Origin of the sequence: Barnesiella sp. WM24 (assembly GCF_004570975.1) — a bacterium.
Lineage (GTDB): Bacteria > Bacteroidota > Bacteroidia > Bacteroidales > Muribaculaceae > Muribaculum.
Window position 1 is genome coordinate 45,526 of sequence record NZ_SPPC01000005.1, and the last position, 20,585, is coordinate 66,110.

General features: G+C 48.2%; 13 protein-coding genes. 9 read left to right on the plus strand and 4 right to left on the minus strand.

From position 1 onward, the window contains the following. The first annotated feature begins 8 nt into the window (after positions 1–8). Positions 9–1,676 carry a (E)-4-hydroxy-3-methylbut-2-enyl-diphosphate synthase gene (ispG, locus tag E4T81_RS06440; protein WP_135042565.1) on the plus strand — a complete coding sequence of 556 codons (1,668 nt, stop codon included), beginning with the start codon at positions 9–11 and terminating at the stop codon, positions 1,674–1,676. 98 nt (positions 1,677–1,774) lie between these two features. Here ispG and E4T81_RS06445 read toward each other — a convergent pair whose 3' ends face one another. The 4 genes from E4T81_RS06445 to E4T81_RS06460 form a co-directional block, all read right to left on the minus strand. After that, positions 1,775–2,248, minus strand: coding sequence for a hypothetical protein (locus E4T81_RS06445; RefSeq protein WP_135042567.1), 474 nt, complete (start codon positions 2,246–2,248; stop codon positions 1,775–1,777). 110 nt (positions 2,249–2,358) lie between these two features. Next, entirely contained in the window at positions 2,359–3,120 is a 762-nt protein-coding gene (locus tag E4T81_RS06450) for a polyphenol oxidase family protein (RefSeq protein WP_167761751.1), read from the minus strand. Then, positions 3,095–4,282, minus strand: a complete 1,188-nt coding sequence (obgE, locus tag E4T81_RS06455) for a GTPase ObgE (RefSeq protein WP_135042573.1) — start codon at positions 4,280–4,282, stop codon at positions 3,095–3,097. Before obgE ends, E4T81_RS06450 begins: the two co-directional genes overlap by 26 nt. A gap of 175 nt (positions 4,283–4,457) precedes the next feature. Then, the gene (locus E4T81_RS06460) at positions 4,458–4,712 is read right to left on the minus strand and encodes a DUF86 domain-containing protein (protein WP_135042574.1); all 255 of its coding nucleotides are present in this window, start codon (positions 4,710–4,712) and stop codon (positions 4,458–4,460) included. A gap of 109 nt (positions 4,713–4,821) precedes the next feature. Between E4T81_RS06460 and E4T81_RS06465 the strand changes: the two genes are divergently transcribed. The 8 genes from E4T81_RS06465 to E4T81_RS06500 all read left to right on the plus strand — a co-directional run bounded on the left by E4T81_RS06465 (position 4,822) and on the right by E4T81_RS06500 (position 20,578). Continuing rightward, entirely contained in the window at positions 4,822–7,515 is a 2,694-nt protein-coding gene (locus E4T81_RS06465; RefSeq protein WP_135042576.1) for a glycogen debranching protein, read from the plus strand. Positions 7,516–7,521: 6 nt separating this feature from the next. Beyond that, positions 7,522–9,372: a glycoside hydrolase family 13 protein gene (locus E4T81_RS06470; protein WP_135042578.1), complete on the plus strand. Its 1,851-nt coding sequence runs from the start codon at positions 7,522–7,524 to the stop codon at positions 9,370–9,372. A gap of 15 nt (positions 9,373–9,387) precedes the next feature. Further along, the gene (locus E4T81_RS06475) at positions 9,388–9,891 is read left to right on the plus strand and encodes a metallophosphoesterase (RefSeq protein ID WP_135042580.1); all 504 of its coding nucleotides are present in this window, start codon (positions 9,388–9,390) and stop codon (positions 9,889–9,891) included. A 15-nt stretch (positions 9,892–9,906) separates the two neighbouring features. Further along, positions 9,907–10,431, plus strand: coding sequence for a hypothetical protein (locus tag E4T81_RS06480; protein WP_135042582.1), 525 nt, complete (start codon positions 9,907–9,909; stop codon positions 10,429–10,431). 337 nt (positions 10,432–10,768) lie between these two features. Continuing rightward, a complete protein-coding gene (locus E4T81_RS06485) occupies positions 10,769–13,150 on the plus strand; it encodes a hypothetical protein (RefSeq protein WP_135042584.1) in 2,382 nt (793 codons plus the stop codon). A gap of 18 nt (positions 13,151–13,168) precedes the next feature. Beyond that, positions 13,169–14,914 carry an endo-1,4-beta-xylanase gene (locus E4T81_RS06490; protein WP_135042586.1) on the plus strand — a complete coding sequence of 582 codons (1,746 nt, stop codon included), beginning with the start codon at positions 13,169–13,171 and terminating at the stop codon, positions 14,912–14,914. A gap of 208 nt (positions 14,915–15,122) precedes the next feature. Next, on the plus strand, positions 15,123–19,160 hold the full coding sequence (locus E4T81_RS06495) for a response regulator (protein WP_135042588.1): 4,038 nt from the start codon (positions 15,123–15,125) through the stop codon (positions 19,158–19,160). A gap of 11 nt (positions 19,161–19,171) precedes the next feature. Beyond that, a complete protein-coding gene (locus tag E4T81_RS06500) occupies positions 19,172–20,578 on the plus strand; it encodes a DUF6057 family protein (protein WP_256371510.1) in 1,407 nt (468 codons plus the stop codon). The last annotated feature ends 7 nt before the right edge of the window (positions 20,579–20,585 follow it).

Genomic DNA, 20,585 nt, shown 5'->3' on the forward strand with positions numbered 1-20,585 from the left:
AGCGACCGATGAGTGTATTTGATTACCAACGCAGACTGTCGCGCGAGGTAAACATAGGCGGTGTGCCGCTCGGAGGCAGCAATCCCGTGCGCGTACAATCGATGACCAATACCTCGACGATGGACACCGACGGCTCTGTGGCACAATGCAAGCGCATAGCCGATGCAGGAGCCCATTATGTAAGACTTACCGCACAGGGAGTGAGGGAGGCTGAAAACATCGGCATCATCCGTAACCGGCTCCGCGAAGAAGGCTATACCGTGCCGCTCGTAGCCGACATCCATTTCAACCCGCGCGCCGCCTTTGCAGCCGCTGAAGTCACTGACAAAGTGCGCATCAATCCGGGAAACTTCGTTGACCCGGGACGCACGTTCAAGAAACTGGAGTACACTGACGCAGAGTATTCAGCCGAGCTTGACCGCATTGACAAAGCGTTTAGCCCGTTCATTGAAGTGTGTCGCCAACATTCCACGGCAATACGCATCGGGGTGAACCACGGTTCGCTCAGCGACCGCATAATGAGTCGCTACGGCGACACCCCCGCCGGCATGGTAGAGAGTGCGATGGAGTTTTTGCGCGTTGCGGTAAAGCGTGAGTTTTTTGACATCGTAATCTCGATAAAAGCGAGCAATGTGGTGGTGATGGTCGAGACTGTGCGCCGTCTTGTCAAAGCTATGGAAGCCGAAGGCATGTCATTTCCGCTTCATCTCGGCGTAACAGAAGCCGGTGACGGAGAAGACGGAAGAGTCAAGAGCGCTGTAGGCATAGGCACTCTGCTCGCGGAAGGCATAGGCGATACGATCCGTGTGTCACTTAGCGAGGACCCTGAAGCCGAAATCCCTGTGGCGAAAGCCCTCGTGGATTATATATGCGCCCGCGGCGGCTCGCCATCCGTCGGAGGGGAATATGCACCGGGCTATAATCCTGTTATGCCGCAGCGCCGCAAGTCAACAGCAATCGCAGGAATCGGAGGTGACAATATCCCTGCCGTCATTGCCGATGGAGAAACAACGCTCGACTGCTACGTGACACTCGACGCTGCCGACACGGCTGAAAGCAACATAGCCCTGGCAAAGGCTAATCCCGACAAAATACTTGTCGTCACCACTTCCCACATAAACCGCTCCGGCTCGATACAGGCTCTTGCCCACAGCCTCACCACAGCAGGCATCGACAATCCTGTAATCCCGATGATTGATTACGGCGATGCCCCGGTGGAGGACGTAACACTGATGGCGGCAGCCGATTTCGGAGCGATGCTCCTCAACGGCATACGTGACGGAATATGGATAAAAGGTGACCGTCTTGACAATGCCACGACTGTGCGCATAGCCCTCGGCATACTTCAGGCGACACGTCTTCGCATAAGCAAGACCGAGTATATCGCCTGCCCCGGATGTGGACGAACCCTCTTTGACCTGCAATCGACTCTGAAAGCGGTAAAAGAAGCCACATCCCATCTTAAAGGACTGAAAATCGGAGTTATGGGGTGTATCGTAAACGGACCGGGCGAAATGGCGGATGCCGACTATGGTTATGTAGGCGCAGCCTCAGGGCACGTAAGCCTCTACAAAAACAAGGAGTGTGTCGAAAAAAACATTCCACAAAGTGAAGCCATACCTCGCCTTATCGCCCTTATAAAATCATCAGGCGACTGGCAGGAGCCCGCCAACTGACCCAACCATCGGGAATCAGCAAAAACAATCGGGGGATGCCTTTTTTGGCATCCCCCGATTGCTTTATAATTGACTCTGAATTTATAACTTTCAGGATATTAGTTGCGAGTAAAAGTCATTTTTTCATAAACCTCATATGGATTGTGCTCTGTCGGTGCAGAATAATATTCAAGCACTAAGGTAGTTTCGGTTAATAAACCCACCTTATATGTGTCATATGAATCATGTCCATCATAACTGTCATATATCACCAGTTCACTGCCATTCAATACATATTCATAATCTTTAATCAGACCTTGATATAACTCCATCTCTCCGGATTTGTCGGAATTAAATTTCATACTAAATATTTCTGAATCGGAGACAGAATTGCTTTCCCAGTCCAATTCGCCATTAGTCTTGCTCCAACCTTCATATCCGGTAAGCTTCCAAGAACCCACAATCAAGTTAGAATTAACAGCCTCTTCCTTGTCATTGTCATCATCATCTCCGCATGCTGAAAATCCAATGCCAAATGTCATCGCAACAAGACTAATCAACAACAGCTTTCTTAAAAATTTAAATTTCATCATTTGCTCTGTGTTTTTAATTAATAAAAATTTCCGTACAAAGATACGAAATCTCACTTCTACCCCCCCCCATTAACATATATTAACCACACTCTTCAATTGAATTCTTCACGTCAGGTCTTGACTATCATTGAGAAATTACGACCGGAATTGATGCCCAGCGCACGTGCCGAGAAATAACGGTCGCTGTCACACTTGGTGCAGGCAAAGGGCATCGCGACCGCCTCCGGCGCGACACCACCGGCAATCAATATTGACGCTACATAGGCAGGCAAGTCGACATGAGGTTTTCGACCTTCCTCGTCTATGACACAATCGTGGGGAAATTGTCGAGCTACCTCCTCGCCCACTTCAAAACAATCCTTGCATATACATGGGCCCATCACCGCTTTTATATAGTGCGGGTCAGCGCCAAGAGCAATCATCCGGTCGAGCGTAACACCGACGATTCCGCCTACCGCTCCGCGCCATCCGGCATGAGCCGCTCCGACAACCCCGTTTACCGGGTCGGCAAGAAGCACCGGCACACAATCAGCCGTCGACACCCCGATTGCCACCCCTGGTAACGAAGTGACAAGCGCATCGACACTTTCAAGGTCTTCTGCTACGACAGGAAGCGAATCAATGACGCGGCAATTGATTGAATGAGTCTGCCGCGGCATGATAAGCTTACAGGGGTCTATACCTGCTTTACCGGCAATATAGACGCGGCAACGCTCCACCTTCGCAGGGTCGTCGCCGGTGTAATGACAAACGTTAAACCCTGAATATGGCGAAGCAGTCACTTCGCCACGCGACGTGAAGTAAGCATTTATTCCACCGGCGATATTGACGGTCGCGATACAGCCGTCATTCGTAATCGCCGCTCCCGTCATAATCCTCCCAACTGTCGTCCCAGTCTCCATCAAACTCATCATCCTCATAGAGTTCTTCATCAGGTTCCGGAGCCTCGGGATTCTCAAAGATAAATTCATCTTCCTCCCTTACCCTGTGGTGTCCGTCAAGACGACGGTGAGTTATCTTGACAGGCTCTATGCGGTTTGACTCATCGGTAATCGCAGTCCAGAGCAGATCTTTAAGAGTCTGTATGCCAAATCCTGACACAGAAGATATAAACACATGGGGCACATCGTCGGGAAGCTCCTTCTCTATCTCCGCCATAAGCTCCTCGTCAAGCATGTCGCTCTTGCTTATCGCCAAAACCTTCTGCTTGCTCATAAGCTCGGGATTGAAGCGCTCAAGCTCGTTAAGCAATATCTGATATTCCTTGCTTATATCATCGGCATCAGCCGGCACCATGAACAACAATACGGCATTTCGCTCAATATGTCGCAGGAAACGCAATCCGAGACCCTTACCCTCGCTTGCACCTTCGATAATACCCGGTATGTCAGCCATTACAAATGAACGGTTGTCACGATAGCTCACAATGCCGAGCTGCGGCTCCATCGTAGTAAACGGATAGTCGGCAATCTTTGGGCGCGCCGCCGATATCGAAGATAGCAGAGTTGACTTTCCGGCATTAGGAAATCCGACAAGACCCACATCGCCAAGCAGCTTCAGCTCAAGGATTACAGTCTTCTCGATAGCCGGCTCTCCGGGCTGGGCATAACGCGGCGTACGGTTGGTAGCGCTTTTGAAATGCCAGTTGCCAAGACCGCCTTTTCCGCCTTTCAACAGCTTTATCTCCTCTCCGTGGTCAGTCACTTCACAAAGGAAGTCGCCCGTCTCCGCGTCAAACACAACCGTTCCACACGGCACTTCGATCACCTTGTCTTCACCATCTTTTCCAAAGCTCCTGCCGCCGGATCCCGACTGACCGTTACCGGCAAAGACATGGCGCTGGTATTTAAGAGGAAGAAGTGTCCACATATTTTTATTGCCGCGCAATATCACATGACCGCCGCGACCGCCGTCACCACCGTCGGGACCTCCCTTAGGCACATATTTTGCACGATAGAAATGACGCGAGCCGGCACCGCCCTTTCCTGAGCGACACATAATCTTAACGTAGTCAATAAAGTTGGATTCTGCCATATTGTTTTGTCTTATTTATTAGAAAAACACTTTGCGCCGTGAGGGGTTCAGCGGCGCAAAGTCCTTTTACTCTCACAAAGTTAACACTTTTTTCTTAAAAAACTGTCAATCCATGCCCGAAGAGCTGACAATACAACCCCGAAGCAGCGAGGATAGACATGTCTTTTTCAAGTATTTACTCTACTATCGTTTCAGGTGATATTCCATATTCGGCAATGATTTTCTCCACATCTTTTTTGAGTTCGGGAATATGGCGTACAACCAAACTCCACAGAAATTCGGGTTTCACAGAATCGTAGCCATGTATAATGCGGTTGCGTGTGTCAATCACAGCTTTTGCATTTGGCAACTGCAATAATTTTTCTGAATCCACCCTACAAAATTGAGAATCATTGAAAAATGTACTGTCTTTCAATCCAATCCATGACATAAACTATGTTTTCACAAGAAAAAGAGCGTTGTTTGTCCGATTTTTAGTATCTTAGCGGATATTCTGTGTTTCAGAAATAAAGAACGGATAAACAATAGTATATATATTAATGAAACTTATTAGCGCCATGTCGGGAGTTGCCTTGATTTCAATTGCGGCAACCGGTTGCGACAACACATCACAGCCCACTGACGTACTTTACTCGTCGGAAGAGTTCTCAGTCTATACTGACCGAGTCGTACAAGGCGGATTCACAGCCAGGGCAGTCAGTCCGACGGAGATAACAAGCAGCTATGAAAGCCCTGAAGAGAGCGGCATATCTCAACTTCTCCACTTCAAGCTATCGCTCAACAGCCGCGACAACGAGCTGCCTCAAGGCAAGACCCACGATGTCATCATCGGTGCCGACACTGTGTTTACATTCGGGGAAGCTCTCTCCATAGCCGACTCCATAAAAGCCGACATCCCCGCGAAACTGGACAAGAACACCCGGTGGACACTGAAGGTAAACATGAATCCGGTGCTTGATTCGTTTAAAAAGAGAGGCTATTATGTCACGCCGACCAACGACACCATTTTCAAGGATGATTTCAAAGGAGTGTGGGTGGCAGGCAGCGTCGAGCCGCTGACATGGGACTTTGAAAACCTCTACGGCAAGCATGACCAAAAACTCAATGACCGTGGCGACGGCGTCTACGAGGTAACGCTCAATCTTAATCCCGACAAGGAGTTGCAGCCCAATAAGGATGGATGGAAAATCGACTCCATTGCCGCTGACATGCCGCGTTACAAATCAGACCAGCCGCTTGTCGACGCGCTCTACAACATGGCAATAGCGGAAATAAAGAGCAATCTTCGACCCGATTCAACCTATCGCGCAGGAAAAGAATGGGACGGAGTGTGGACACGCGATGTCAGCTACTCGATATATCTCTCATTGGCAATGCTCGACCCGGAAAACTCATTACGGAGTCTGCGCGCCAAGCTGAAAGAGGGCAAAAACGGCACGATAATAATCCAGGACACCGGCACCGGAGGCTCATGGCCCGTTTCGAGCGACCGCATTGTATGGGCGATGGCGGCGTGGGAGATATATAAAGTGACCGGTGACAAGTCGATGCTTGACGAAGCCATCCACGCAATCGAAAATACGCTTAACGATGACATGCGTGTCGTGTGGAATGACTCCTACAAGCTCATGCAGGGCGAACAAAGCTACCTCGACTGGCGCGAGCAGACTTATCCCAAGTGGATGCAGCCGAAGGACATCTATGAGTCGATGTGTCTCGGCACCAACGTAATGTTTGCCGAAGCGTTCAAGGTTCGTGACGCCATGATAGCCGAGTCGCCCGACAACAACACGATACCGATGTGGCTCGGCATAGATAAGGAAATTGCCAATTCAATCAACAACAACCTGTGGATTCCCAACATGGGATATTACAGCGAATACCTTTACGGCGGTGTCTATCCCATACAATCACAGGCGGTCGACAATCTCGGACAGGCACTTGCAATAATATTCAACGTCGCCAATCCCGAGATGGCGCGGTCAATCATAAGCAAGACACCTTACACGCCCTATGGAATATCGTCGGTATATCCTCAGCAGCCCGACACGAAACCCTACCACAATGACGCTGTGTGGCCATTTGTACAGGCTTACTGGAACCTTGCCGCGGCTAAAGCGCGCAACATCCCAGCTGTGGAAAAGGGGCTTGCCGCGATGTTCAGGGCAGCAGCGCTATTTGGCACAAACAAGGAGCTGTTTGTAGCCCATAACGGTGACTTCCGTGGCACAGCCGTCAATTCCGACAGCCAGCTATGGAGCTGCACGGGCATGGCGGCAATGGTGTTCCGTGTGATAATGGGCATTGATTTCAAGCCCGACGGCATAAGTTTTGCCCCTGTCGTGCCCCCTGCCCTATCGGGAGAAAAGACCCTGAGCAACATCCATTACCGCGATGCCAACCTGACAGTCAAGGTGATAGGCACCGGAGTGAATGTAAAGTCATTCACTGTCAACGGAAAAGAAGAAAGCACATGCTCCATCCCTGCCGACATAAAGGGCGACGTGGAAGTTGTCGTGACGATGGACAACAAGCCTGCGCCAAAGTCAGAAATCAACAACCAGCCACAGGCGTGGATGCCGTCGACACCGATTATAACATGGAACAGCGACGGGAAAGGCACAATCGAGAATTTCAAAGAAGGAATATCCTATAATATAACTGTTAATTCCAACTTCCTTGACCAGACCACAACGCCTTCAGTCAACTTTGTGCCCCAAGGAGTCTACTCCCTGATGGATATAGTGCCGGTGCTTAAAGAGACCTATAGCGGATTTACCAACCGCCCCTACGAATACATCCCCGCCGACGCACTCACTACCATAGACGCGGCAGCAATGGGTAAAACCGGCACCGCATTTATAAAAAACAAAGACCTTGCATCACAATTTATCGAAACAGGCAAGAACAAAAACCGGGAAATCGACTTCGATGTCACGGTAAAGGATGGCGGCGACTACTTCATTGACCTGCGTTATGCCAACGGCAGCGGACCGATAAATACCGAAAACAAGTGTGCGATACGCATGCTCTATATCAACGGTGCTGAAGCGGGAGCCATTGTAATGCCACAACGCGGAACAGACGAATGGCTGTCGACCGGCTACAGCAACATGCTTCCGGTGAAGCTCAACCCGGGAGTCAACCACCTTTCACTACGTCTTGACATCGACAACATGAACGGCGAAGTCAACACCGCACTGATAAGACATGTCAGAATCATAAAACAATAATGCCTCATGAAAAAAATCATTCTATTTCTTACTGTCATGATTGCAGCAATGACATCTTCAGCACAGCCCAAAATCGACCGTATAGAACCGCCCTATTGGTGGACGGGCATGAAGCAGGACACCTTGCAACTGATGGTCTATGGTCCACATATCGCTGAGAGCGAAGTTACATTGAAATATCCCGGAGTCAACATCGCCGAGACCGTGCGCCTTGACAATCCCGACTACCTTATATTGTATCTAAACATCTCCGACGCGGCAAAGCCCGGTGACATGAAACTTACATTTACCGGGAAAAAAGGTAAAAAGACAACCGTCAGTTATCAGCTTAAACAACGCGACCGTGAGCCGGAGGCATATACAGGTTTTGACGCCTCCGACGTGCTTTATCTGATAATGCCCGACCGCTTTGCCAAAGGTGCCACAACCGATGACGCTACAAAATGCAATGCACTCCAATACCCCACCGTCGATGACCGTGATAATCCAAATGCCCGACATGGCGGCGACATCGACGGCATGAGGCAACATCTCGGTTATCTTGACTCCCTCGGTGTCACAGCCGTGTGGGTTAACCCCGTACTCACCAACGACATGCCCGGAGGTGCCTACCACGGCTACGCGACTACCGATTACTATAACATCGACCCGCGATTCGGCAGCAACAAAGAGTGGCGCGAATTTGTCGCGGAGGCTCATAAACGAGGCATCAAGGTAGTCATGGACATGATTTTCAACCATTCCGGAAGCAACCACCCATGGTTTACCAACCGACCGTCAAAAGACTGGTTTAACTTCCCTGACAAATTTGTACAGACCAACTACCGTCTATCCACAATCCATGACCCCTACGCAAGCGACTATGACAAGAAACGCACTGTCGACGGATGGTTTGTAGAAAGCATGCCCGACCTCAACCAGCGCAACACTCACCTGATGAAGTATCTTGTACAAAATTCAATATGGTGGATTGAAGACTCCAAGATAAACGGCATAAGAATGGACACATACCCCTATGCCGACATGGACGCGATGGCAGAATGGATTAAAGCGGTAGAGCTGGAATATCCTGATTTCAACATCGTCGGCGAGTGCTGGTACAACAACGAGGGCAGCGAAGCTTTCTGGCAACGCAACTCTTACGTAAACCGTCAGCGCAATCCGGAGTTGCCGACAGTGATGGACTTCGTGCTGTCAATCAAAGCCAGAGACGCCTTTTCAGGACAGACCGACCGCCTTACCGGACTAAATGACATCTACGACCACCTTTCACTTGACTTCCTCTTCCCCGAACCTCAGAAAATACTTACATTTCTTGACAACCACGATACCGACCGCTTCCTGCTTGAAGAGCCCGACTCGCTCGGATGGTGGAAACAAGCGGTAGCATTTCTGCTTACATCGCGAGGCATACCTCAGATTTACTACGGTACAGAAATTCTGATGAACGGCAGCAAAGAGAAAAGCGACGGATATGTGCGCCGCGATTTCCCCGGCGGATTTCCCGGTGACAAAAACGACAAATTCACCCCGCAGGGTCGCTCACCGAAAGAAAACGAAGCCCATGACTTCATGGCAAAGCTTCTGAACTGGCGTAAAGGCAATAAAGTAATTTCGGAAGGCAGCCTGAAACACTTCATGCCTGAGAATGGCATTTATGTATATCAGCGTAAACTCGGTGACAATGACATCATCGTAATGATGAACGGAAATGACACTCCGGTCACAACCACAATGGAGCGCACCCTGGAGATTCTTCCTTACGGGACCACACGCCGTGACATGCTCTCCGGCAAAGAGATAACCATAACTGAAGAAATGACCTTCCCGCCGAGAGCGCTATATATACTTGAATAATAGCCTGACGCAGACATGAGACGAATAGGCATATTGTCCGACACCCATTCCTACTGGGATGAACGTTACGAAAAATATTTCTCCTGTTGCGATGAGATATGGCATGCAGGAGACATCGGCGACATATCCATCCTACAGCGGCTGCGCGACATCTGCCCTATTGTGCGCGCTGTAGCAGGCAACATCGACCACGGCTATGTGAGACGCGAATGTCAGGAAGTGGAGATGTTTATGGCAGAAGGCGTGAAAGTGTGGATGACCCACATTGGCGGATATCCCGGAAAATATGCGCGAGGAGTGAAGCAGATATTGCGCGACAATGACATTCAGCTTATGGTCACCGGTCACAGCCACATCCTGAAAGTGATCTATGACCCGGATCTGAAACTGCTGCATGTCAACCCCGGGGCGGCAGGTGTACAGGGGTGGCAACAACAGCGCACCCTGATTCGCCTCTCCATTGACAACGGGACAATCAAAGACCTTGAAGTAATCGAACTGCATAAACCGATAAAATAAAAAAATACGACAGAAATGAGACTTACAAGCAAAATAGCATTGGTCGCGCTCACGGCGTTTACCATAACCGCGACTTCATGCAAGACAAACGAAGCAAACTACCGTGCCGCCTACGAAGCGGCAAAACAAAAAAATGAAGACAGTCGCGGCATTGAAGGCACCATCTACGAGAAAATAAGAAACGAGGCTATCGACTCGCGGCTTATAGTCGACGGCGACTCGATACCGATGATGACAGTAAATGTCAAAATCGCGGCAGAAACAGCCACTTCCGAACAAGTAAAAAAGTATTCAGTCGTGATAAACCAGTTCAAACAGATATTCAACGCAAAGTCTCAGATGACGCGCCTTCGCGAAAACGGATATCCCGATGCGTTTGTCCTGGAGACGGCAGAACCTCTTTATTATGTAGTGGCGACCACAACCGACAACGGAGAAGAAGCCCGGCAATCCTACATAAAAATCCAAAAAGACAAATCAATTGTATTAAAGTCACCATTCCCATGGATACTGCAACCGTCAAGTTTGCCGGTAAAATAACATGTTTTGCAACATAAACGCTTGTCGATTAAGAATAGAATACCTACATTTGGAAATCATTCTTCTTTGACCGTTTTTTCAAAATATATATGTTTTTATAGATTGTAGATTATAAAGTGAGGCGTCGCGAGACACCTCACTTTTATTTTTAGCAGGAAAGCCATCCCGCTTATTGTACTATGTACAAATACTTTACGTCTTGACGCCATAACATGTTACATAGACAGAGGCTTATGTTACAACTTATTTTGGCATAATTTAAACGATGACTTATTTTTGCAGCAACTGAAACATTGGACAGTACAAACCAACTTAATACCGCACAGAAGCATCATTTATGAAACAACTGCCAATTTTATTAGCCGGATGCATAGCTCTTTCAGCTGACGCTGCAGAGCTAAAAATCCACGACTTTGAGGACAACGCCATCGGCGATGTCTTCGACATGAAACACATTAAAGGAGAGACTGCAAATGCATCAGCTACCGTTACAGAGGATCACACAAAAGATGCCAACAAAGTATTGTGTATAAAGTCAGATTCATGGGAGACCCTCGTGTCTATTCCATTACCGGAAGGAATAACCGGACAAAACTTCTGTGACACATATCAGACCATTCAATTTGACCTACTCCGTCTCGCCTCTTCAGATGATGACTATATGCAATGGGTAATTATGCTCGGCGATGACGAACTGTATCGTGACGAAGGATATCCCCATCAGGGTGAAGAAGAGAAATGGCAACAGCGCAATTACAATTTTAAATCAGTAAAGAATAACGCGACTGCTCTCTATATCGGGTTTAATAATGACAAAGCCGACTACTATATTGACAACATAATTCTGTCGGGATCAGCATCTCAGACCACAGGAACCGCAATTTGGACTGGAGAAAAGTCAAATGTATGGGACATGGCGACGACACCAAACTTCACCGACGGAACCACGCCTGTAACGTTTAGGGAAGGTAACAGCGCAATATTCAATGATGAACCCGGTGCCGACCAAATCGTAAGAACAGAAGCTATTATCAAGGCTTTTGATGTCACATTTAACAATAATCGTTACTCTTACACCATTCTGCCCGGGGAAAACGGTGGAAAGATTACTGGTCGGGGAACCCTTGTCATAGACAACGGGGCTGACGTGACATTAGGTGTGGCAAACGAACTTGAGGGCGGCACTAATCTAATAAACGGAAGATTACGCCTGGCGTCAGTCAATACTACAGCCGGATTTGGAAAATCAATCAATGTTAACGAGGGTGCAATCGACTTCTGTATTGACAATACGTCAAGCAGCTATGCTGAAGTCACAACTCCAATTATCCTTAACGGCAATTCAGTTGATGTGTACACCTCTCGCTATACTTACTGGACCTCTCCCATGACAGGAACCGGTGATATAAATATATATTGCGGAGGAGAACGATCATATATGGGACACCAGAAAAAGAAGGAACAACCCGACTGGAGTGCATATACCGGTACAGTGACCCTATATCCCTACAAAGATGTCATTTCAACCGCAGGCTTTTACGGACTTGTTTTTGAAGGCAACAAGACGTTCAGTCCGGAAGATTACAGTATAAATCGCACAAATCACGTATTTGAGCATTGCAAAGTAATTGCCACTGACGGAACAGCGCTTGCAACTGAAAGCAACGACCGCGGAGTGTGCATAGGTGAGCTGCATCTCGCCGAAAAAGCCAATCTTTACGGTTACTATAAGTCATCGGAAAAAGCTCGTTCCTATTTCATAATAGGAACTACCGGTACTGACGGAATATTGTCAGGACGCATGTGTCCGCCGGAAAAAGAAGGCAAAGTCGTAAAAGGTCAGCTCCTCGGATTGATTAAGGAAGGCAAGGGCACTTACACTATCACCAATAATAACAACCGCCTTACAGGTGGTATAAGAATACAAGACGGAAGGATACTTGTAAGCAATAACACGGAAGAAGCCCGCAACGGCAATCTATCGGGTGCCACCGGTAGCATGCACGAAATCGATGAGACGCAGATATTTGTAAAAAGCAGTGCAATACTTGGTGGCTCAGGCAATATCAGCGGGAATGTCGACCTCTTTGGCTCGCTACAGCCCGGAAACGACAATATCGGCACTCTGACACTTGCTGACTTCGCCGGAGGCTCACCGGTATCACTAATCGTACGCCCGTCAACTCGGATCGAAATTGAGCTTGGAACAGACGGCTGCGATAAAATAGAAGTAAGCAATGCCATTCGTTATTATAATCTGACGGAAGAATTTGAAGAGAGCGACAAGATGCCGCTTATAAAACTCTCCGTAGCCCCCGGTGCCGTTTTCAACGATGGCGACGAGTTTACCATTATCTCTGCCAAAAAGAAAGAAGCTCTCGACGAGTCGGCGAAATGGATGTTTGACCTTGACGCACCGAAGGGATGGCGTATTGAAGAGCGCGAGTGTGCCGACAACTATTCAGTCGTACTCATCACCGACAAAAACGCATCGCTCGCCAAACTGACCGACAGCAACAATCAACCATATATAAAGGATGGCATACTCATAGTAAGCAATGCCGTAGCCGGAGAAACAATCAATCTCTACTCAACCGACGGGCTATTGCTTGGACATACAGTCGCAACAAATGGAGTTAATGCAATTCCGGTCAATAAACTCAATGGCATAATCATCGTGAATTACGGCGACTGTTCTGCCAAACTTACAGTAAAATAATAATTCAGCCTTAAAATAATGACCCGAAAATTTATCAGCATCATCTGCGCGGCAGCAACGCTTACAGCGATTGCCGATGAAAAGATACTCTTTGATTTCGAGGATTACAGCGTCGGAGACAAAGTGGCGATGAGAGACTACTACAGCGAAGACGGAAGCACAGCCTCAAAAGCAGAGATAACAAATGACCCGACAGGAAAACCGGGGAAAGTGCTACATGTTAAAAACGCGAGCTGGAACACGCTTGCCGAACTAAACTTAACCGGGGTAACAGCCGAAGATATAGCCGACGGTTACGGACTCATTGCATTTGACCTCTACCGCCCCAACACCGAGACCGACCATTACCGCCAGTTCCGCTGCGGCATCGGTGACGAATATCTCCATAATGTAGACAACGAATTTGTCTTTCAGGGAGAAACCGGCAAATGGGTATCGCGCACCTACCCCATTAACCCGGTCAACACCACGAGCGATAAGTTCTATATCGGCTTCAACAGCATCGATATGGAATATTACCTTGACAATATCCGTATTATCTCAACCGAGAGCGACTACGACATGACCAATCCGGAGGAGACGCTCCGCCATCATGCCGACAAGTGTGGTATCGGTTTCGGATGCGCCGTACCGGCGTGGAACGATGACGTGGTCGACGACAATAATATCGCAGCACAGACCATTTACAGCAATTTCAATATCATAGTTGGTGAAAACCAGATGAAACCGGCTTATCTCCAGCCCGAAAAAGGAAAATTCTCGTGGTGGGACGCCGACCGCCTTGTCGGTCTTGCCGAACGTCATGGCATGGAAATACGCGGTCACACACTGGTGTGGCATTCTCAGACACTTCCCTGGGTCACCTCCGACGGTTACAAAAACGACAAAGGCAACGGCGGCAAAGGATATACCCGCGATGAACTGCTTAAAATCATGAAGGACCATATCACCACCGTCATGACCCGCTACAAGGGTAAAATCAGGGAGTGGGATGTAGTCAACGAGTGTCTTGACGACGATCAGAGCATCGTATACAGCCAGCCGTCCAAATACAACATGCGCAAGTCAGTGTGGTACAATGTCATCGGCGAAGATTTCCTCGACTCGGCATTTGTATATGCCCATCGCGCCGACCCTGAGGCGATACTCTATATCAATGATTACGGTGCCGACTTCAAGGGCGACGCAAAGACAGAGGCATATTATAATCTGGTAAAACGTCTTCTTAAAAGCAATATCCCCGTTCACGGCGTAGGATTCCAGTGTCATCTCGGTCTGGGTGTTGATGCCGCAAAATTTGAAAACAACGTTAAGCGCTACGCCGATCTCGGGGTAGAGGTGAGCCTTACCGAGCTTGACATCACCACTTGGGAAGCAGGCAACTACGAGCAGCACATACGCCAGGGCGAAGACTACAAGGCGCTGATGGACGTGGCTTTGAAGCATGACCATATACGCAATTTCGTGGTATGGGGTGTGACCGACGACAAGTCATGGCGCAGTCCCGACCCTCTGCTCTTCAATTCGGAATATAAACCCAAATACGCGTTTTTCGCACTCCGCAACACCCTTGAGGCGTGGGCCAACGAGCATGCTGCCGGAATCGAAGAAACCATCTCCGACAAAAATCAAGCGACATCACCCTTTGTCAATGTATATGACATAACCGGACGCCTTGTAAAGCACGGGCTTGAACGCGGACAAATCAATAGCCTTGAACCCGGGCTGTATATAATCGACCGTAAAAAGATATTGATTAGATAAAATGATATATTTGTACAGAGCACGTACAGGGCAGGTAAAAAACATCGGATTTTTTACCCGCTCTGTACCTAATTAAACGATAAAAAGCAAGCATAATCACCGTCATTACTGTTAAAACCGGCATTTGCCATTTACAATATGCAAGATTTTGTTTAATTTTGTAATAGAAATTAGCTTGAATACCCAAAACGATATCGCCTTAAAATCCATGACAATCAAAAGAGTAATTCTGCTATTGTCGCTGACCTTTATATGCTTATTGTCAGCAAAAGCTCAGTCTCACAGGTACTTTTCTTCTGACCATGAACTGTCAAGCAGTCTTATCAATCAACTGTTTCAAGACAGCTACGGAATGATATGGATTGCCACCGAAGACGGACTTAACCGATACGACGGTTCTAAATTCACGGTCTATCACAACATTCCGGGTGATTCGACATCACTCTGCCATAACTTTGTCAACCTGATTTTCGAGCATAGTAACCGGGAATTATTTATCAGCACATATGCCGGACTTCAGATTTATGACCGTGGAGCCGACCGTTTCTCTAAAAAGCTGCCTGTGGTTACACGTGAGGGCGTCGAGAAGATTCAGCCCGTATCGCGTATTCTCGAGCGCAAAAACGGAGATGTGTTGTTTCTAAACGATGACATCTATAAATTTGAAGAGATAAAAGACGGAAAAGCCATAATCAGCCGGCTAAAGTATGACAAAGAGATAAATGCCTCTCCTTACCGAATTATCGAGGATAACGACAGCAATCTCTGGGTGCTTGGCAGGGATGCTGAAAACAACTATATCTACCGCATCGACACAAAGGGTCACACGACCGTAATGAAGCATCATCCGGCAAAACGCTTCCTTGAAACCATCGTAATGGGAAATGACGGTAAAATATATACCGGAAGCATGCGCACAGGGCTATACCGCTATGAACCCGCCACCGACACGTTTACCCGATTCACCACAGCCGACGGCTCCGACCTGTCGATAAAAAACCTTATCAACGACCCGGCGAGCGGACTCATACTGATAGCAACCGACGGACAGGGACTGAAGACTTTTAATCCACGCACCGAGCAGATAAAAGAGTTCTTCCGAGGCCAGCTTGACTTCAATCTTCCCGGAGAAAAGGTCCATCACGTGCTGAAAGACAATTTTGACAATTTCTGGCTTGGGATATTCCAGAAAGGAGTTGTCATGTTTCCTGAACGTCAGAGTACATTCGGCTATATCGGCAACCGCTCCGCCATACATAATGTAATCGGCGACAAATGTGTCACCGCGCTCTGCAAGGACGACCGCGGTGTTTTGTGGGTAGGAACCGACAAAGGAGGCATCTACGCCCTTAACCCTGACCTTACCTTGAGAAATCATTATGAAAAAGGGTTGCCTACGGTGATAATGGGCATGATGGACGACAAAGACCATCTGCTCATCGGCTCTTATCTCGAAGGCTGGGGTCTGCTTGACAAAAACACCGGCAATGTAGAGTATATCGAGACCGGCGACACTCGCAAATCACTGAGTGTATATGGATTTTCCGGTGACGATGACGGCAATGTATGGATTGCGTCAATGGGCAGCGGTGTGTTCACCTACAATCCCAAAGAAAAGAAGGCGGTAAAAAACGAGACTATCTCCTCTCATATAAATCTATGGGTAGGCAGCATTCTATATTCCGCCAACAAACGGCGTCTATATCTCGGCACCTACGACGGACTGTTTGCTGCCGATAACTGCAACGACAGTAACTCGGTAAAGGTATCATCGATAAAGCGCGGCACAATAGTTTACTGCATCCAGGAGGAGCCGACCGGAAAGATATGGTGTGGCACCTCTACCGGATTGCTCGGCTACGACCCGGAAAGCGGAGAGATCGTAAACTATACCACCGCCGACGGACTCCCGTCAAACACAGTATATGCAATCCAGAGAGAAAGCATAAACGCCCTTTGGCTCAGTACCAGTTCCGGGCTGTCGCGCTTCGACATAACAGGACGTAAATTTTCCAACTATCATGCCGATAACGGACTGCAAAGCAATGAATTTTACAAAAATGTTTCGTATAAAGACAACAGAGGCATAATGTATTTCGGCGGCATGAACGGCATAACCTTCTTCTCGCCAAACGACATAAAAAACAGCGGTATAAAATACACGACACGAATAGTGGACTTCTATCTTCACGGCAATCCGGTAAAGGTAGGCTCCAAGTCAGGATTTCGCGACATTATTGACCGCCCGATCTACGAAGCGGAGAGAATCAACCTGTCTCACTACGACAATTCATTTTCAATTGAGTTCAGCACATATGAGCTAAACCGTCCGGAATCGGTAGTGTTCATGTATTCACTTGACGACGATGACTGGGAAACACTACCCTACAATGTCAATAGAGTGAACTTCAGCAATATAAACCCGGGCATGCACACCCTAAAGGTCAAAGCTGTCGACAACGATGTCGAGTCAGATGTTTTGTCAATAAAAATCGACATTGCACCGGTGTGGTACAACTCCATGCTCGCGCGTCTTGTATATATCCTGCTTATCGCTCTTGTCGCATGGTACTTTCTCAATCAGTACAAGAAGCGCCAGCTTCACAGAAAAGAGATCATGGAGAGAGAAAACAGCGACCAGATGAAAGAGGCACGCCTGCAATTTTTCACCAATATCTCCCATGAGATCAGGACACCGATGACCCTTGTGATCAGTCCTATCGAGAAACTGATTAACAACGACCCCGACCCGTCGCGACAGAAAGAGTACAGGCTCATCCACCGCAATGCAAAACGCATCCTGCGCCTTGTTAATGAAATCATGGACATAAGAAAGATTGACAAGAGTCAGATGCACCTTACATTTACCGAAGCCAACCTTGTCCCGATGATTGAGGACTTGTGTGCCACATTCTCCCAGGTCACTTCCGACCATAACATCACTCTTTCATTCAATCACGGAGAGAATGATGAAATTTCAGCCTGGGTAGACGCCGCCAACTTTGACAAGATAATAATGAACCTGCTGTCCAATGCCGTAAAGTTTACTCCCGACGGCGGCAAGATTGACATCGACCTCAAGACCGGAGTAAATCCCGACGACGATTCTCCGCTCGGTGAATATGTGGAGATTTCAGTAAGCGATACCGGCATCGGCATACCGGAAGAAGACCGACTTCACATCTTCGAGCGCTTCTATCAAGTCGACACCAGCAACATCAAGGGAACAGGTATAGGACTTCACCTCGTCAATTCTCTCGTACAGCTACATTACGGCACAATAGAAGTATCGGATAATCCCGATGGTCAAGGCTCCCGTTTTGTCATCCGCCTCCCTCAGGGCAATTCCCATCTTAAAGTAAGCGACATCGCTCTTGAGCCTGTCGCTGCCGAGACGGGAGATGAGGCGGTCACTCCCGACCTGCCCGAAGAGCCGGCGGAAGAGAACAATCCAAAATCAGTCTCCAACGAGCGAATACTCATCGTTGAGGATGACGAGGAGATACGCCACTATATCAAAAAGGAACTTTCATCGCGCTATAAGGTGGAAGAGTGCAGTAACGGCAAAGAAGCCCTTGACCTGATATTCAAGAAATCACCGTCGCTGATAATAAGCGACGTGATGATGCCGGAAATCGACGGTCTCGCGCTTACCCGTAAAATCAAGAAAAATATCAACCTGCAGCATATTCCCGTGATACTCCTTACCGCCAAGTCGCAGGACAAGGACAACATAGAAGGATTGCAGTCGGGGGCCGACGCTTACATCACCAAGCCGTTCAACATAGATGTGCTCATCTCTACTGTCAATAATCTTCTTCTCTCCCACAAGCGGCTGCGCAACATTTACAGCGGCAACCAGAGTCATGACGCAAAGGTTAACATCAATGTGTCGTCAACCGATGAAAAGCTTATGGAGCGCATTATGAAGGTTCTTGACAAAAACATTTCCAACCCCGACATCACGGTGGAAATGCTCGCGGAGGAAGTAGGCATGAGCCGCGTGCATCTTCACCGAAGGCTGAAGGAACTCACCAATCAGTCGCCCCGCGACTTCATACGCAACACAAGGCTGCGCCAGGCTGCTAAACTGATGAGCGAAAAACGCCTGAGTGTATCGGAGGCCGCCGCGCTGACCGGCTTTAAGAATGCCAATAACTTTGCCACATCATTCAAGGCTCTGTTTGGCATGACTCCTACAGAATATGTTAACTCAAAGACTGATAGGGGGGGAGAAACAGTATGATTTCCAGCAAGATGCGTCACTTGACAAGTCTCCGTGCAATTATATTTGCATTTATAGTATTCTCATTCATAATGTTGCCGATACGTAACGGCTACATCCTCCGGTGGTATGACGAAATGTCGCTTTTCATGACAGGCGGCTCGTTTCTGCACCACATGCTTCACTATCCCGGTGGAATGCTCCAATATGCCGGTTCATGGCTTACCCAGTTTATGTATTATCCATGGCTCGGAAGCGCGATACTCATATCACTCTGGGTGATAGCCGGATTGCTCAGTGACCGTATATGGAGGCTACCGGAAGGTATGCGCGGGCTCTCCATGCTTCCGTCTCTGTTTCTCCTTGTATCCGTGCTCGTTCTTGACGAGGCATGGGTCTCAATCAACTATCCCGGCTATCTCTTCGCCCCTACCCTCGGCATCATCAGCTCTCTCTTCATCGCCGACGCGGCACGCATCATCAGCGGAGTGCTTTGGCGCGGGATATTCCTGACGGCATGCACATTATTGTTCATGCCACTTGGATTCTACGCAATCCTCGGGATAATCTTAGGGATAATCGGGTTGATGCAGCAATTCAAGCGCCACAAGCTGTCGGCAAGCACAATCATCCTTATAACTCTTGTCGCCATAATAATTGTACCACAGCTTTACTATTATCTATATGACGGCTTTGCCGGCGACAGCAGGCTGCTGTATCTTGAAGGTCTGCCTGACTTTCTTATGAAAAAGCACGACATCTATCTCTGGCTGCCATTTGCCGGCATAATACTCTCCACATTAATCCAGCCGGCGGCGGCAATGACTGCCAAGCCATTAAGGGCGGGCCGAATTATAACTTGCTGTGTGATTCTTGCCTCAGGATGCTATGGCGCTGTCGCCGGACAGAAAAGCGAACAGTTCAGAGCCACCGTGCTTATGATGCAGCATATCGACACCATGAGATGGGATAAGATAGCCTATATCATGAACCACATAAAGGAACCGCCCACCTTTACAATGAAAATAATAGGCAACCTCGCCCGTATAAAGCTTGGCGGCGGAAATGAGAAAGTAAGTCATAATCCGACCGACAGGAACGCATCACCAAGACACAAGGAAGAGTTTCTTATGTCGGCATTTGTCAACGTGCCTGTATATTATCATCTCGGAAACACCCACGGCAGCTACCGCTGGGCAATGGAGCACACGGTGAAATACGGGACAAGGGCGTTTTATCTGAAATATATGGTAAGGAACTCAATCATGCACGGTGAATATGAACTTGCATCACGCTATAACCGGCTGCTTCTTAACACCATATTCCATCGCGACTGGGCAAGACACTTCCAGCGCTATATTGACAATCCGGAATTAATCAAGGAGAGCCGTGAGTTCAATTCCATCCCGGAAAATCCGGCAGAGACGCTTTTCGTATAATCAGCTG